14 protein-coding genes are annotated in these 14,370 nt (G+C 31.1%); 6 read left to right on the forward strand and 8 right to left on the reverse strand.

Annotation, left to right across the window (positions count from 1 at the left end):
• Positions 1-114 precede the first annotated feature (114 nt).
• A complete protein-coding gene (locus tag APR43_RS19450; RefSeq protein ID WP_053474157.1) occupies positions 115-1,722 on the reverse strand; it encodes a murein L,D-transpeptidase in 1,608 nt (535 codons plus the stop codon).
• Between the two features lie 295 nt (positions 1,723-2,017).
• On the opposite strand from APR43_RS19450, the gene APR43_RS19455 reads away from it, so the two are divergent.
• The 4 genes from APR43_RS19455 (at position 2,018) to APR43_RS19470 (ending at position 7,005) form a co-directional block, all read left to right on the forward strand.
• Positions 2,018-5,458, forward strand: coding sequence for a methylmalonyl-CoA mutase family protein (locus APR43_RS19455; RefSeq protein WP_053474126.1), 3,441 nt, complete (start codon positions 2,018-2,020; stop codon positions 5,456-5,458).
• Positions 5,459-5,565: 107 nt separating this feature from the next.
• Entirely contained in the window at positions 5,566-6,387 is an 822-nt protein-coding gene (locus APR43_RS19460; RefSeq protein WP_053474125.1) for a HEAT repeat domain-containing protein, read from the forward strand.
• Positions 6,388-6,400: 13 nt separating this feature from the next.
• The gene (locus APR43_RS19465; RefSeq protein WP_123959164.1) at positions 6,401-6,697 is read left to right on the forward strand and encodes a hypothetical protein; all 297 of its coding nucleotides are present in this window, start codon (positions 6,401-6,403) and stop codon (positions 6,695-6,697) included.
• A gap of 14 nt (positions 6,698-6,711) precedes the next feature.
• Positions 6,712-7,005, forward strand: coding sequence for a hypothetical protein (locus APR43_RS19470; protein WP_053474123.1), 294 nt, complete (start codon positions 6,712-6,714; stop codon positions 7,003-7,005).
• A gap of 177 nt (positions 7,006-7,182) precedes the next feature.
• Here the strand turns inward: APR43_RS19470 and APR43_RS19475 are convergent, their stop codons facing one another.
• From APR43_RS19475 to APR43_RS19485, 3 genes are all read right to left on the reverse strand, one after another.
• Positions 7,183-7,854, reverse strand: a complete 672-nt coding sequence (locus APR43_RS19475) for a hypothetical protein (protein WP_053474122.1) — start codon at positions 7,852-7,854, stop codon at positions 7,183-7,185.
• A gap of 611 nt (positions 7,855-8,465) precedes the next feature.
• Entirely contained in the window at positions 8,466-8,807 is a 342-nt protein-coding gene (locus APR43_RS19480; protein ID WP_123959167.1) for a hypothetical protein, read from the reverse strand.
• A gap of 87 nt (positions 8,808-8,894) precedes the next feature.
• The gene (locus APR43_RS19485; RefSeq protein WP_053474120.1) at positions 8,895-9,212 is read right to left on the reverse strand and encodes a hypothetical protein; all 318 of its coding nucleotides are present in this window, start codon (positions 9,210-9,212) and stop codon (positions 8,895-8,897) included.
• 202 nt (positions 9,213-9,414) lie between these two features.
• Between APR43_RS19485 and APR43_RS19490 the strand changes: the two genes are divergently transcribed.
• A complete protein-coding gene (locus APR43_RS19490) occupies positions 9,415-9,831 on the forward strand; it encodes a helix-turn-helix domain-containing protein (protein WP_053474119.1) in 417 nt (138 codons plus the stop codon).
• 70 nt (positions 9,832-9,901) lie between these two features.
• The gene (locus APR43_RS19495; protein ID WP_053474118.1) at positions 9,902-10,471 is read left to right on the forward strand and encodes a hypothetical protein; all 570 of its coding nucleotides are present in this window, start codon (positions 9,902-9,904) and stop codon (positions 10,469-10,471) included.
• A 284-nt stretch (positions 10,472-10,755) separates the two neighbouring features.
• Here APR43_RS19495 and APR43_RS19500 read toward each other — a convergent pair whose 3' ends face one another.
• The 4 genes from APR43_RS19500 to APR43_RS19520 all read right to left on the reverse strand — a co-directional run bounded on the left by APR43_RS19500 (position 10,756) and on the right by APR43_RS19520 (position 14,043).
• Positions 10,756-11,142 carry a hypothetical protein gene (locus APR43_RS19500; protein WP_053474117.1) on the reverse strand — a complete coding sequence of 129 codons (387 nt, stop codon included), beginning with the start codon at positions 11,140-11,142 and terminating at the stop codon, positions 10,756-10,758.
• Positions 11,143-11,514: 372 nt separating this feature from the next.
• Entirely contained in the window at positions 11,515-11,916 is a 402-nt protein-coding gene (locus APR43_RS19510) for a secretion protein (RefSeq protein ID WP_053474115.1), read from the reverse strand.
• Positions 11,917-12,345: 429 nt separating this feature from the next.
• Complete coding sequence (locus APR43_RS19515; RefSeq protein ID WP_053474114.1) at positions 12,346-12,702, reverse strand: DUF3244 domain-containing protein; 357 nt, start codon at positions 12,700-12,702, stop codon at positions 12,346-12,348.
• 942 nt (positions 12,703-13,644) lie between these two features.
• Positions 13,645-14,043 (reverse strand): T9SS type A sorting domain-containing protein, encoded by a 399-nt coding sequence (locus APR43_RS19520; RefSeq protein ID WP_053474113.1) that lies wholly within the window; start codon positions 14,041-14,043, stop codon positions 13,645-13,647.
• Positions 14,044-14,370: the final 327 nt, after the last annotated feature.

Here is a 14,370-nt window from a genome sequence, read left to right on the forward strand (position 1 = left end):
AAATATTTTTAGACTTAAAAGTTTTGATATTAATAAGTTAGGTTATTTTTAAAAATAGAAAATCGAGAATTCATTGAAGTGAATTCCCGATTTTATTTTATTTATAATTGCTATTTAGTTTGAAGCTACGCCATCAACCGGAAATAAGAAATTATTTAATTCTGAATCTTTTTCATAAACATCCTGATAAAAACTTATTTCTCCGGAATCATGTACCCATGAAGTAAAATAAGTGATGTAAATAGGCACTTTATTTGGCAGTTTAAATGTACTTTCCGTTTTTCCTTCCATTGCTTTATTGATTTTTTCTGTTGTCCATTCCGGATAATCTTTAAGCATGGCAATAGCTAGCTCTTTTGCTTTGTTTACGTTAATACAACCGTGGCTAAAAGTTCTTCTTTCAAAATCAAATAATGATTTTGCAGGAGTATCGTGCATGTAAATATCTTCAGGATTTGGGAAAATAAATTTCACTAATCCAAGAGAGTTGTTTGGACCTGGTTTTTGTCTTACCTGACCATTCACTATCTCCATATTTTTTTCTGTTAGATAATTAGGATCGGCAGCCATTTTCATTTTCAATTCATTATCAACAATACTTTGAGGAACTGTCCAGTACGGGCTGAAAACAATTTTATCAATATTTCCGTTAAATATGGTTGTTTTAGTTACCGCAGATCCCACAAAAACTTTAGAGGTAAGTTCCGGTTTTCCGTTTTTTACATATACTAATTCAAAAGAAGGAATATTTACAATAATATATTCTTTGTCTTTTAGCATTTTTGGAGAAATCCAACGGCATCTTTCCATATTGACCATCAAGGTATTAATCTTGTCTTTTAACGGAATGTTCATTTCTTTAATATGATCTGCAGATAAAATGTAATTTGGTTTAAACCCATTTCTAAGTTTATATTTCATCACACCATCCATTAATTCACGATCATAAAAATTACTTTTAGAGTCATGATCTAAATCACCCAAAATAAATAATCTCGTTCTAACTTGTCCAATTGTAGGTGTATTGGCGTCAGGTCTAAGATCTTTATAAGGAGATTCGGCAACGATAGGTTTCCACACACCGGCTTTTTCTATTTCTCTGTATTTTTTAAGAGCATCCTGTAATTTATAATATTGGTTAAAAAGAAGTTCGTCATTTTTCTCTAATAAAGTAGGTTGAGTCATTAGAGAATCTAACAAAGTATCATAAGATATTTCTTTTTTTGGAAGAAGCCATCCTGTTTTTTTAGCAGTTTCGGCATCTAAACCAACATAAACACGGTTCATATAGATAATATATGCAGAAGTTAAAAGCATATCAGAGTCTGCTTTTGATGGTTTATCGTTTGATCCTTTTTTGAAAATTTGATCAATTTCATATTTATAAGGAAGTTCAAAAATTAAACCTTCCTCATAAGTATCATTTAATTTGTCATACAAGGTTTTTCCAAACTCATTGATTTTGTCATCTTCAAACCAAATTGATCCGTAAGATCTTGTTTTGTACAAGGAAACCACCTCGTTTTGATATTTTTTTAAATCAGAATACCTTTTAAAGAAATCAGTCAATACTTCACTGTCAACTTTTGTATCTGAATTGTTATTTAGATAAGATTTATTCAAACTTATGTTTTCTCTGGTATTACTATTATTATGCTTTCCAAAAGATAATATAGTGAAACTAAGAGCTAAAATTATGCTTACTGGATATGTTGTTTTCATTTTCATTTCAATTTTTACGTTACTACTTTAGATTCGAAAGTTCTGGGTAAAAATTTGGGGCCTTTTCTACACTGCTAAATTACTTTAGGTTATTGATAATGAGTTGCTTTATTACATTTAGATTTTGCAAGATTGCCATGTTACAGGTTTATATAGTATAAATCAGCTGGTTAGCCTGTTTGTTACCCTAGTTATTAACGAAATCGATATATTTTTTAAAAACATAAAGGTTTGATCGTCATCAAATATTAAAATATTTTGTAAATTGCTCCCTTTAAATTATCATATTCATAAAATGGAACAACAAATACCATATATTCCTAAAAATAAAGTAAGAATTGTAACCGCTGCTTCGCTTTTTGACGGCCATGATGCAGCGATTAATATCATGCGTCGTATAATTCAGTCAACAGGAGTGGAGGTAATTCACCTTGGGCATGACAGAAGTGTAGAGGAAGTGGTGAATACAGCAATCCAGGAAGATGCCAATGCCATTGCGATGACATCTTACCAGGGCGGACACAACGAATACTTTAAATATATGTATGACTTGCTTCATGAAAAAGGAGCGGGGCACATCAAAATTTTTGGAGGCGGAGGCGGAGTGATCCTGCCAAGCGAAATTTCAGAATTACATGAATATGGAATTACCCGAATTTACGCTCCAGATGACGGCCGTTCGTTAGGGCTTCAGGGAATGATTAATGATTTGGTACAGCAGTCTGATTTTCCTATTGGAGATAAATTAAACGGAGAAATCGATCATATCGAAAATAAAGTTCCCACGGCAATTGCACGTTTAATTTCTGCAGCCGAGAATTTTCCTGAAATTGCAAAACCTGTTTTTGATAAAATTCACGAAAGCAATACCAATTCTATAATTCCGGTTTTAGGAATTACAGGAACGGGAGGAGCCGGAAAATCATCTTTGGTTGATGAACTGGTTCGTCGTTTTTTAATTGATTTCCCTGAAAAAACAATCGGATTAATTTCTGTCGATCCGTCGAAGAGAAAAACCGGAGGAGCGCTTTTAGGAGACAGAATCCGTATGAATGCCATTAATAATCCGCGCGTATATATGCGTTCGCTGGCGACTCGTCAGTCGAATTTGGCTTTATCTAAATATGTAGCCGAAGCGATTCAGGTTTTAAAAGCCGCAAAATACGATTTGATTATTTTGGAAACTTCGGGAATTGGTCAGTCTGATACTGAGATTATGGATCATTCTGATGTATCCTTATATGTAATGACACCAGAGTTTGGAGCGGCAACACAATTGGAAAAAATCGACATGCTTGATTTTGCCGATTTAGTGGCTTTAAACAAATTTGATAAAAGAGGCGCGCTTGATGCTTTGCGCGACGTAAAAAAACAATACCAGCGCAACCATAATTTATGGGATAAAAATCCTGATGAAATGCCTGTTTTCGGAACGATTGCTTCGCAGTTTAACGATCCGGGAATGAACACGCTTTACAAAGCGATTATGGATAAAGTGGTCGAAAAAACGAATTCTGAATTGAAATCGACTTTTGAAATCACTAAAGAAATGAGCGAGAAAATCTTCGTGATTCCGCCACACAGAACGCGTTATTTATCTGAAATTGCAGAAAATAACAGATCTTATGATGAAATCGCACTTTCGCAGCAAAAAGTAGCGCAGAAATTATACGGAATTTTCAAAACCATAGAATCGGTTTCTGGAAAAGTTCCTCAAATTAATAAAGCAGGAATCGATGATTCGACTGTTTTACCAAGCGCAGCGCAGCCACATGATGAAAACAGAATCTTTTTAAATCTTTTACTAAATCAGTTTGATAAAGTAAAAATGGATTTAGATCCGTACAATTGGGAAATTATTCTGAATTGGGATGAAAAAGTAGCCAAATATAAAAATCCGGTTTACTCGTTTAAAGTTCGTGATAAAGAAATCAAGATTGCAACGCATTCTGAAAGTTTATCGCATTTACAGATTCCGAAAATTGCTTTACCTAAATATGAAGCATGGGGTGATATCCTGCGTTGGAATTTACAGGAAAATGTTCCTGGCGAATTTCCTTTTGCTTCTGGATTATATCCGTTTAAACGTGAAGGCGAAGATCCGTCGAGAATGTTTGCGGGCGAGGGCGGACCAGAAAGAACCAATAAACGTTTTCATTATGTAAGTGCGGGATTGCCGGCAAAACGACTTTCGACGGCTTTTGACAGTGTAACTTTATACGGAAATGATCCAGATTTGCGTCCGGATATTTACGGAAAAATTGGAAATGCGGGAGTTTCGATTTGCTGTTTAGATGATGCAAAAAAACTCTATTCAGGTTTCGATTTGGTTCATGCTTTGACATCTGTAAGTATGACGATAAACGGGCCTGCGCCAATGCTTTTAGGCTTTTTTATGAATGCAGCGATTGATCAGCAATGCGAATTGTATATTAAAGCCAATGAATTAGAAAAAGAAGTTGAGACAAAAATCAACAAGATATATGCTGGAAAAGGTATTGAAAGACCAAAATACCAAGGCGATTTACCAGAAGGAAACAACGGTTTAGGATTAATGCTTTTGGGCGTTACCGGAGATCAGGTTTTACCTTTAGAAGTTTATAATGAAATAAAAGTCAAAACGTTATCGCAAGTTCGTGGAACGGTTCAGGCCGATATTTTAAAAGAAGATCAGGCGCAGAATACGTGTATTTTCTCAACCGAATTTGCTTTGCGATTAATGGGCGACGTTCAGGAATATTTTATTACGAAAAACGTTCGTAATTTCTATTCGGTTTCGATTTCTGGATATCATATTGCTGAAGCGGGAGCGAATCCAATTACGCAATTGGCCTTTACGCTTTCAAATGGTTTCACTTACGTGGAATATTATTTGAGCCGCGGAATGAGCATCAACGATTTTGGACCAAATTTATCATTCTTCTTCTCAAACGGAGTTGATCCAGAATATTCAGTAATTGGTCGTGTGGCACGTAAAATTTGGGCAAAAGCCATGAAAAACAAATACGGAGCTAACGAAAGAGCACAGATGCTGAAATATCACATTCAAACTTCGGGGCGTTCGTTGCACGCACAGGAAATTGATTTTAATGATATTAGAACGACTTTACAGGCCTTATACGCTATTTATGATAACTGTAATTCATTGCACACCAATGCTTATGACGAAGCGATTACAACCCCTACGGAAGAATCTGTACGTCGTGCCATGGCAATTCAGTTGATTATAAATAAAGAATTAGGTTTGGCGAAAAATGAAAACCCAATTCAGGGTTCGTTCATTATCGAAGAATTGACTGATTTAGTTGAAGCTGCGGTTTTACAAGAATTCGATAGAATTACAGAACGCGGCGGAGTTCTTGGCGCAATGGAAACGATGTACCAAAGATCTAAAATTCAGGAAGAAAGTTTGTATTACGAAACTTTGAAACACAATGGCGATTTTCCAATTGTGGGTGTAAATACTTTTCTGAGTTCAAAAGGTTCGCCAACGGTAATTCCGGCAGAAGTTATTCGTGCAACCGAAGAAGAAAAACAATATCAAATTACGATGTTAGATAACCTGCATCAATTTCACGAAGCAAAAGTTAATGAGCATTTAAACAATTTACAGCAAGCGGCTATTAAAAACGAAAACTTATTCGATCATTTAATGGAAGCTACAAAGGTTTGTTCTTTAGGGCAGATTACTTCGGCGTTGTTTGAAGTGGGTGGGCAATATAGAAGGAATATGTAAAATTTAAAATCAGATAAATAAAAAAACCGCATTTAGTTTACTTTACTAATGCGGTTTTTTATTTAATAGTAGTTACTTTTATTGCTTATTGAATAAAAAGAACTAGAATGACCTTAATCAATTATTCTACCGAAAAACTATTTGAACGACTTTTGAATAATAAATCAAATAGAAATTATTGGAAATTTATTAGTGAATTAAGAAAACGAAAGCAAGGAGGTGTTTTTGAAAAAAGTATTGAACTTACTAAATCAGAAATTGTTAGAGAAAAAATAATTGGTATAAATATCTTAGCTCAATTTGGATATCCGAGATTACATTCAAAAGAAATTTTAAAAAGGTATTTTGATTTGCTAAAAGCAGAAACTGATAAAAATATTATTAGTTCGATACTTTATGGAATTGGACATAATAATGACAATCTTACAGAGAACCAAATCAATATAATTTGTGATTATAAAAATCATAGAAGTGTAAATGTGCGATATAGTTTGGTTTATGCGCTTCTTTCGATTGATAAAATGAAACCTATTGAAACTTTGATTGAATTGACTAAAGACAAAGATTCTGATATTAGAAATTGGGCAACGTTTGGAATTGGAACTCAAATTGAAACCAATAACACAACAATTAGAGATGCTTTGTGGGAAAGAGTAAGTGATGAAGATAAAATTACGAGATTTGAAGCCATTGTAGGATTAGCAAAACGAAAAGAAGAAAATATTAGGGAAATTTTAAAAAGCGAACTTCTAGAAATAGATGAATCTGGAAGTTTAATTTTAGAAGCAATTGAAGAATTTAATGATAAAGAATTTGTGAGCTTAATTAAAGAACAGATTATAAGAAATAAAGCTCTTCAAAGAGTAGATGAGAATTGGTTATTAGAAACTTTAGAAAAATTATTAAAAGGAAATATAAAATCAAAGTAAAAATTACCTGATAATGATGAAAAATTTAATTATAGTAATAGTATGTTTATTATTTATATCCTGTGGTAAAAATAATTTGAATAGAAAGGAAAAGGATTATTTGACTATTACAAAAGATACTAATGGTTTTATAACTTTAGATTACAAATTAAATAAAGTCAATTTTAAAAAAGATACACTAAGATTCAGATACTTTGATTATGATGATAATGTTTTTCCATTAAACGGAGTTTCAGTAATTAAATCAAAAAAATATAAATTATACGGCCATACAATATTAAAAGACAGCATTCTATTTTACCTGTTTTAGCTAATAATAATAGTTTGTCACTCAGTATAATAAACTTAAAAAATAAGGAAGTTATCACAAATGATTTGCGAACTTCTTTAACTTTTGTCTGGGTTAAGGAACAAGCTGACAAAATTGAATTTATCGTTTCAAGCACACCAAAAGTAAGTGATGATGGAATTTCTGTAGAAAAATATAAGTATGTTTTGATAAAGTATGAATTAAAGAATAATGAATTAAAGGAAACTAAAATTGATTCAATTGAAACTAATTTTAATATTAAAACTAATATCAAAAAAGAGTTTAAATTAATGAATGATATTTTTTAAAGAATTCTATAAAAAAGTTCCGAAGGAACGAAACATATTGTAGAGATGGATTTTAATCCATCATGAAAAGAAATTACGTAATCAAAATCCATTTGCCCACGCAAGAAAATCAACAGAAGATATTTGAATGAAGTAGAATCAATTATGTTAAGGCTTCAGCTCACGCCAGTAGAATTATTATTTTGATTTCTTAACTCTAAATTCTACTAATAAGGGTTCACAAATTTCGAAGGCTAAATAGTAATAATCATTAGTAACTCGTCTTATATAAAGGGTTTTAGGTGAATTGTTGTATTTTGTGCATTCTTGTTTATCCATAAGTTCGTATGGCAGATTTATCAACGTTTTTACTTTCGTATTTACATCATAAATGAATAGATTATCTTCATGATCTTCATCTGTATACAAAATCAGTTCATTTTTTAAATCAAAATCCCCAGTGATACCATTTAAAACTTCATTGCCGGTTTCTTTATCATACAACCAGAAATAGAAATTGCTTGTTCCGCCTCCGTTGCTATGTAAAGCAAAATAATTTTTAAAATCAACTCCTTCATAATAAGGCCGATAATTTTCTATGAAAGTATCAACTAATAAATAGGTATTATCTTTTTTACCATTTATAAGTCTAAAATTAATTACTTCTTCATTTTTATCTATAGCTGGAAAAATAATTAATTTATAGTTATTTTTAAGATAAGCAGTTTGTGTTTTTATCGTATCACCTTGTTCATTAAAAAAAACGGTGTCTGTTGATTTCTTTATTTTTCTTACTTCTGCAGGTTTGTGATTATCCATTTTACAGCTGATAAAGCAAAGCAATAAAATAATTAAAATTTTATTTTTCATTTTTAAATTTCTTGTTTTATAGCTTTACAGCATGTTTTATTCTCATTTATTCATTTACAATAATAGGATTTTTTATGTAATAATTCTTCTGTAATTTTTCTGTTTTTATCTTGTAAATCTTTACCGTTTGTCATTTCGACCGAAGGGAGAAATCGCACTAGAAGCTCGACAATGCAAATCGCCAATCTTTGCAGAATTGCTAGTGCGATTTCTCCTCCGTCGAAATGACAATATTGTGGTTATTTTTTATAAAGTTCTATAAAAAGTTCCGAAGGAACGAAGTATATTGTAGGGATGGATTTCAATCCATCAGGACAAGAAATTCCGTAGTTAATTCCATTTGCTCGCAGCAGCAAAACAATAAAATCCCATAAAGTTTTGTCATTTCGACCGAAGGGAGAAATCGCACTAGAAGCTCGACAATGCAAATCGCCAATCTTTGGAGAATTACTAATGCGATTTCTCCTCCGTCGAAATGACAATATTGTGGTTAAAGAACTTCTATAAAAAGTTCCGAAGGAACGAAACATATTGTAGAGATGGATTTTAATCCATCATGACAAAGAAATTCCGTAATCAAAATCCATTTGCCCACGTAAGCAAAGAGAAAACTATACTAATAAATTTTTAGCTTCTTCTATATTAGGTTCTCTTGCTAATTTCAATACGCTAGCCATTACCTCTAACCAATGTCCTTCACTATGAGTGTCATGAAATGAAGCTCCGTAAAATGAAGCGGTTGATGGATACGAAACAATATTTTTCTCTTTTGCAATTTCTGAAAATATTATGGCTAATTTTTCTTTATTAATTATTGTTGTTTCAAACCTTTCAGGCAAAATGCTACAGGTACAAAATAATGTTAAGCATAGATTTGATAACTCTTTATAAGTTACATTATTTGATATAGATTGATTTAAATAATGAAAAAGTTCTTTGGTATTATAATCCATGAATTTTATATTTAATGCGCTTTTAAGTTTTACGAGGGACATTTATATCACCAAAAGCTTTTCAGCTTTAAAAGTAAAAAAATAAGATCATTCATCAACCATTTCCCCAACACAACTCAAAAACTCCATTTCACTTAAAGGAAACATCTGCAAAACAGTTTCTAAAACTAAACCCACATTAATAGATTGATTTTTCTTTTCTGGAACATTATGCATATCGTGATCGAGTGCGAGAATGCATAATTTTAGTATATCGGTAATAACGCAGCCTAATTCAAGATAATTTAAAACCTCAATTTGAGCGATATAAGTTTTAGATTCGTCATTTGCGGGTTTTAGAGTTCGGAAATGGAGGGCAGTTAATCTTTTTAGGTTTTTTACAATTTCAATTTCATTTGTTTCCATAAGGCGTGTATTTAGTTTTGTTAGATAATTACTTTACAATTTGGCTTTTATAAATTTATTATAAGAAAAATTGTACTTTTGTTTGATTCGGCGAAGGAAGAAATAGATTGTTCTGTAGCAAACCATTTCTGCTGGTATCGTACTGTACTAAATAAGTTAGTTACCCGTGGAAGTTTTCATACTTAATTATTATCTTTGAATTATGAGCACACTAACAAAACCAAATCATATAGGGCGAAAAATAAGCCGTATTCGTGAACTTCGAGATATGAAACAGGAAGCTTTGGCGCAGGCTTTGGGAATAAGTCAGCAAACAATTTCGGCTATTGAAAACAGCGAAACAATAGAAGAAGAAAGACTTATTGAGGTAGCAAAAGCTCTTGGTGTAACGGTTGAAGCCATTAAAAGTTTTTCAGAAGAAGGCATGATTAATTATTTCAATACTTTTAACGATACAAATAATAGTGGTGCATTTAATTTTGGAACAAATCACTGCACTTTCAATCCGTTAGATAAATTAATGGAATCTGTAGAAGAAAATAAAAAGCTTTACGAACGTTTGCTTCAGTCAGAAAAAGAAAAAAACGAATATTTAGAGAAATTGCTAAAAGAGAAATAGTAATTGAATAGAAATAAAAGCATTCGCCACAACGAATGCTTTTCTCATTAAAAAAAAAACTATCTAATTGTTGAAAATAGTATTAGAAAATAAAGGAATAAAAACAGATACTTTTTATATACCGCCTTTTGTTTTATATGAAGGTGAAATGATACTTGTGAACTTATTGAGTTACATTTATTTTCAGGAAAAATTGAAAGTCATTAAAGATATATTTTGTGGCAAAACTAAACATGAAAATGTTATAGTTCATGAAAAAATATTATTTATGGAACATTTTCAGGAATCATTTTTTCGATATAATTTTTATCCAACGACTGTTGGAGAGTATCTCAAAAAAAATGCAGATTTAAACAATCCATTTGCCAGAAAAATTTATGAATTTGAAGGTGTTACTAAAAAAACAAAAGTCAAAAATCTTCCTTTTAAAGAAAATAAACTTTTGCATGTATATGCTGCATTGTCAAAGTCAAAAAAAATAGCATTTGATCTTATGGGAGTTGGGGCAGAAGTTACCGAAATGAAGTTTAAAATGATTCATGATATTGTAGAAAATGGAGGCTCGGCAATTTTGATAGATTGTTACGATGACATGAAGGATCGTTGTACTAAATATCTGGAAGTACAATTTTTAAAATAATTGTTCCAATAAAAAGTGAACAATAAAATTCTATAAAAGTTCTTAAGATTCCGTCTTTACCAGCATAAGATTAACATTGTCGAGTTTCTTGCGAAGATTTCTCCTTCGTCGAAATGACAATATTGAGGTTATTTTTTATAGAGTTTTAGAAAAAGTTCCGAAGGAACGAAACATATTGTAGGGATGGATTTTAATCCATCATAACGTTATAAACATAAATAAAAAAAAGCAGCTCCATCTTATAGAGCTGCTTTCATTTTTTTTTGTGGGGCAAAAAAAGTGGTTTAACGACGAAATCCAGGACTATGGTTCACAGATTCGTCTAACTTAACAGTTTTTGCCTTTTTTGCAACAACCTTAATTTCGTGTTTAGCAACTTTTTCGTTTGCTTTAACTTCTAATACATAAGTTCCGGCTGGTAAACCTTCTAAACTTATTGTTTTCGAAACTTCTAATTTGTTTGCTGCAGAATCTCCCGCATAAAGTAAATTGTGATTTTCGTCATAGATAGAAAAAGATGATTTTTCAAAGGTGTCTAAAGTAAAGCTAACTACTTTTCCGTTTCCAGTTTGAATGTTTAAAATGTAATCGCCTTTTCCATCAATGGCGTAAGAAAAAAGAGTTGCAAAAAAGAAGGCTGCAACAAGACCGGTTTTGGTAAATTTTGTCATGTTTTTTTAAAGTTTTATTACTAAATGTGGAACGTTCAAAACTACAAATACAAATTTAATTTTCCGCAAAAAAATCATGTTTTTTAATACTTAAAATGCTGAATTAAAACTATTTCTGTGTTTTGTCTACGCTATGTACGTAAATACGGGGGCTTGCGGTTTTAAAAAAATGAATTTTTTTAATGCTATAAAAACCAGACACATACAATTATTAAGAATAATTTTTCAAAAAATTTCAATTTTTTCAAAAACCGAAAAATTTAACATAAAAAAACAGCTCAATAACCACAAAGAGCTGTTTCTAAAACTTACGTTTTTTAACTTTACTAACTATCTAACCTATTTTTTATACTTACAATAAGTATACCTTTTTTAGCGCACTGCTACGCGTGTATTTTTTTCTGAAACTGTTTTATAAACAGATGAAACTGCTTTTGCAGATAATACAGTTGTATCGTCTGTAATTGTAATTTCGTGTCTAACTTTTTTCACATTGTCTTCTGCTTCTAAAAAGTAAGTTCCTTCTGGAAATTCTTCTAAGCTAAAAGTTCTTAATATTCCATCTTTACCTGAAGCAGTTTCAGAATAAATTAGATTTCCGTCTTTGTCATAAATTGCCAGGGTTGCTTTTTGCAATTTGTTGATCGCAAATGTGATCAGCTTTCCGTTAGCTTTTATTACATGAAGATTAAAGTCTTCATTTCCATCAATTGCATATGTACTTCCTGTAAAAAGTACTGCACATACTAAACTCAATTTTAAAATCTTTTTCATAACTGTTAGTTTTAAATTATTAGTTTAATTCTCTGATGTAAAAGTATTACAGAAATCCAGTTTTTTTAACAACTCTGTTTTCCAATTTCGATGCTGTATTCTCATTTACGAAACCGTTATAGGTTAAAATTTGAATTATTTATATCGTTTTTGTTAATTTGGTTATTATTTTTCAACGTTTTTCTAAATATTTGATTTTACGTTTTTCTTACATTTTAATAATAAACCAACTCTTAAAAAGGGAATTTGTAAAGTAGGTTTTACCAAAAAGTAAAGAGCAAAAAAAAAACAGCTCAATAACCACAAAGAGCTGTTTTAAAACTTACGTTTTCTAACTTTACTAACTATCTAACCTCATTTTTATACTGTATGCGAGTATAAATTTTTAAGTGTATTTGGGGCAACACTATATTTTTTGCAGAAATCTGCTTAATTAATTGATTTTGTAGACAAAACTGTTTTTTCACTTGTAACTGTGATTTCGTGTCTTGCTTTTTTGAAGTTGTCTTCGATTTCTAAAAAGTAAGTTCCGGTTGGAAATTCTTCTAAACTAAAAGTTCTCAAGATTCCGTCTTTACCAGAAGCGTTTTCAGAATAAATTAAATTATTGTTTTTGTCATATATACTAATACTTGCTTTTTGAGTTTGGTTTAAAGCAAAAGTGATTAGTTTTCCGTTAGCTCTTAATACGTGTAGATTAAAAGCGTTGTTTCCGTCAATTGCATAAGTACTTAATCCTGATAAAAGTACAGCACATACTAAACTCAATTTTAAATTCTTTTTCATGGTATTTGTTTTTGATGTTATTATCTCTAATTCTCTGATGTAAAATTACTTTAGATATATATGTTTTATATCAACTCTATTTTCCAATTTCGATGCTGTATTCTCATTTACGAAACCGTTATAGGTTAAAATTTGAATTATTTTTATCGTTTTCGTTAATTCAGCTATTATTTTTCAAAGATTTTGGGAAAAGGTGCAGAGGTTCAAAGAGGCAAAGAGACAAAGGTTTTTTTTTAAAGATGCTGAGATTCTGAGATACTAAGGTTCTGAGTTTTTTTCAAAACTTGCGCAAAAAATCTAAACTCTAAAATCTGCATTATGGATTTTGTGTTCCCGTGGTTGAAACCACGGGCTATATTTAAATTCGGTGTGACTTTTAGCAGGTGTAACTTTCTATTTTTTATTATATAGAAACAATTGGAAACATAGCCCGTAGTTTAACCACGGGAACGTAATGTAACCACAATGCAATATCAACTATATGTTCCCGTAATTGAAACCACGGGCTATATTTAAATTTGGGATGAATTTTTAGGATGTGGTGAATATGTAGATTTCTTGTACAGAAAGAATTGGAAACATAGCCCGTGGTTTTAACCACGGGGAACGTAATGAAGCCACAATACAATATCAGCTATATGTTCCCGTGGTTGAAACCACGGGCTATATTTAAATTTGGGATGAATTTTTAGGAAGTGGTGAATATGTATATTTCTTGTACAGAAAGAATTGGAAACATAGCCCGTGGTTTAACCACGGAGAACGCAATATAATCACAATAAAAATCTAAACTCTAAAATCTGCAATCTAAAATCTAATATCGAAAGTAAAGAGCAAAAAAAAACAGCCCAATAACCACAAAGAGCTGTTTTTAAAACTTACGTTTTTAACTTTACTAACTATCTAACCTTAGTTTATACTTATGAGAAAAGTATAAGTTTTTTAGCGTACTGCTACGCTAGTATTTTTGTCTGAAACTGTTTTGTAAACAGATGAAATTGCTTTTGAAGATAAAGTAGCGATTTCGTTATTTACATTAATTTCATATCTAACTTTTTTTGCATTGTCTTCAACTTCTAAGAAGTAAACTCCGTCAGGGAAATCTTGTAAGCTGAAAGTTCTTAAAATTCCGTCTTTACCAGAAGCATTTTCAGAATACAATAAAGTACCTTCTGTATCGTATATAGCTAATTTTGCTTTCTGAGTTTGGTTAAGACCAAAAGTGATCGTTTTTCCGTTTTTCAATACATGAAGATTAAAGTCCTCATTTCCATCAATCGCATAAGTGCTGATTCCTGATAAAAGCACCGCACACACTAAACTTAATTTTATCTTATTCATAGTATTTGTTTTTAAAAATTATTATCTCTAATTCTCTGATGTAAAATTACTCCAGCTATGCGAAAATAATATCAACTCTATTTTCCAATTTATGTGCTATATTCTCATTTACGAAACCGTTATAGGTTAAAATTTGAATTATTTTAGGTGTTTTAGTTAATTACGTTGTTATTTTTCAATGTTTTCTAAATGTTAACGTTTTTAAAAACTTCCATTATTCTTACATAAATTATGAATGTCTATAAAAAAGGTCGAATAAATAAGAAATCTTAAAAAAATCTGGAATAAAAATATGGGTTGTTTAAAAAAAGAGGTTTTGGCGATAAT

Source organism: Flavobacterium sp. NLM, assembly GCF_002210235.1.
In the GTDB taxonomy this organism is placed as follows: Bacteria; Bacteroidota; Bacteroidia; order Flavobacteriales; family Flavobacteriaceae; genus Flavobacterium; species Flavobacterium panici.

Excerpts from the sequence above, each read along its gene's own strand:
- APR43_RS19450 (WP_053474157.1), bottom strand. The coding sequence starts at position 1,722 with ATGAAAACAACATATCCAGTAAGCATAATTTTAGCTCTTAGTTTCACT.
- APR43_RS19455 (WP_053474126.1), top strand. The coding sequence starts at position 2,018 with ATGGAACAACAAATACCATATATTCCTAAAAATAAAGTAAGAATTGTA.
- APR43_RS19460 (WP_053474125.1), top strand. The coding sequence starts at position 5,566 with ATGACCTTAATCAATTATTCTACCGAAAAACTATTTGAACGACTTTTG.
- APR43_RS19465 (WP_123959164.1), top strand. The coding sequence starts at position 6,401 with ATGATGAAAAATTTAATTATAGTAATAGTATGTTTATTATTTATATCC.
- APR43_RS19475 (WP_053474122.1), bottom strand. The coding sequence starts at position 7,854 with ATGAAAAATAAAATTTTAATTATTTTATTGCTTTGCTTTATCAGCTGT.
- APR43_RS19480 (WP_123959167.1), bottom strand. The coding sequence starts at position 8,807 with ATGGATTATAATACCAAAGAACTTTTTCATTATTTAAATCAATCTATA.
- APR43_RS19485 (WP_053474120.1), bottom strand. The coding sequence starts at position 9,212 with ATGGAAACAAATGAAATTGAAATTGTAAAAAACCTAAAAAGATTAACT.
- APR43_RS19490 (WP_053474119.1), top strand. The coding sequence starts at position 9,415 with ATGAGCACACTAACAAAACCAAATCATATAGGGCGAAAAATAAGCCGT.
- APR43_RS19500 (WP_053474117.1), bottom strand. The coding sequence starts at position 11,142 with ATGACAAAATTTACCAAAACCGGTCTTGTTGCAGCCTTCTTTTTTGCA.
- APR43_RS19510 (WP_053474115.1), bottom strand. The coding sequence starts at position 11,916 with ATGAAAAAGATTTTAAAATTGAGTTTAGTATGTGCAGTACTTTTTACA.
- APR43_RS19515 (WP_053474114.1), bottom strand. The coding sequence starts at position 12,702 with ATGAAAAAGAATTTAAAATTGAGTTTAGTATGTGCTGTACTTTTATCA.
- APR43_RS19520 (WP_053474113.1), bottom strand. The coding sequence starts at position 14,043 with ATGAATAAGATAAAATTAAGTTTAGTGTGTGCGGTGCTTTTATCAGGA.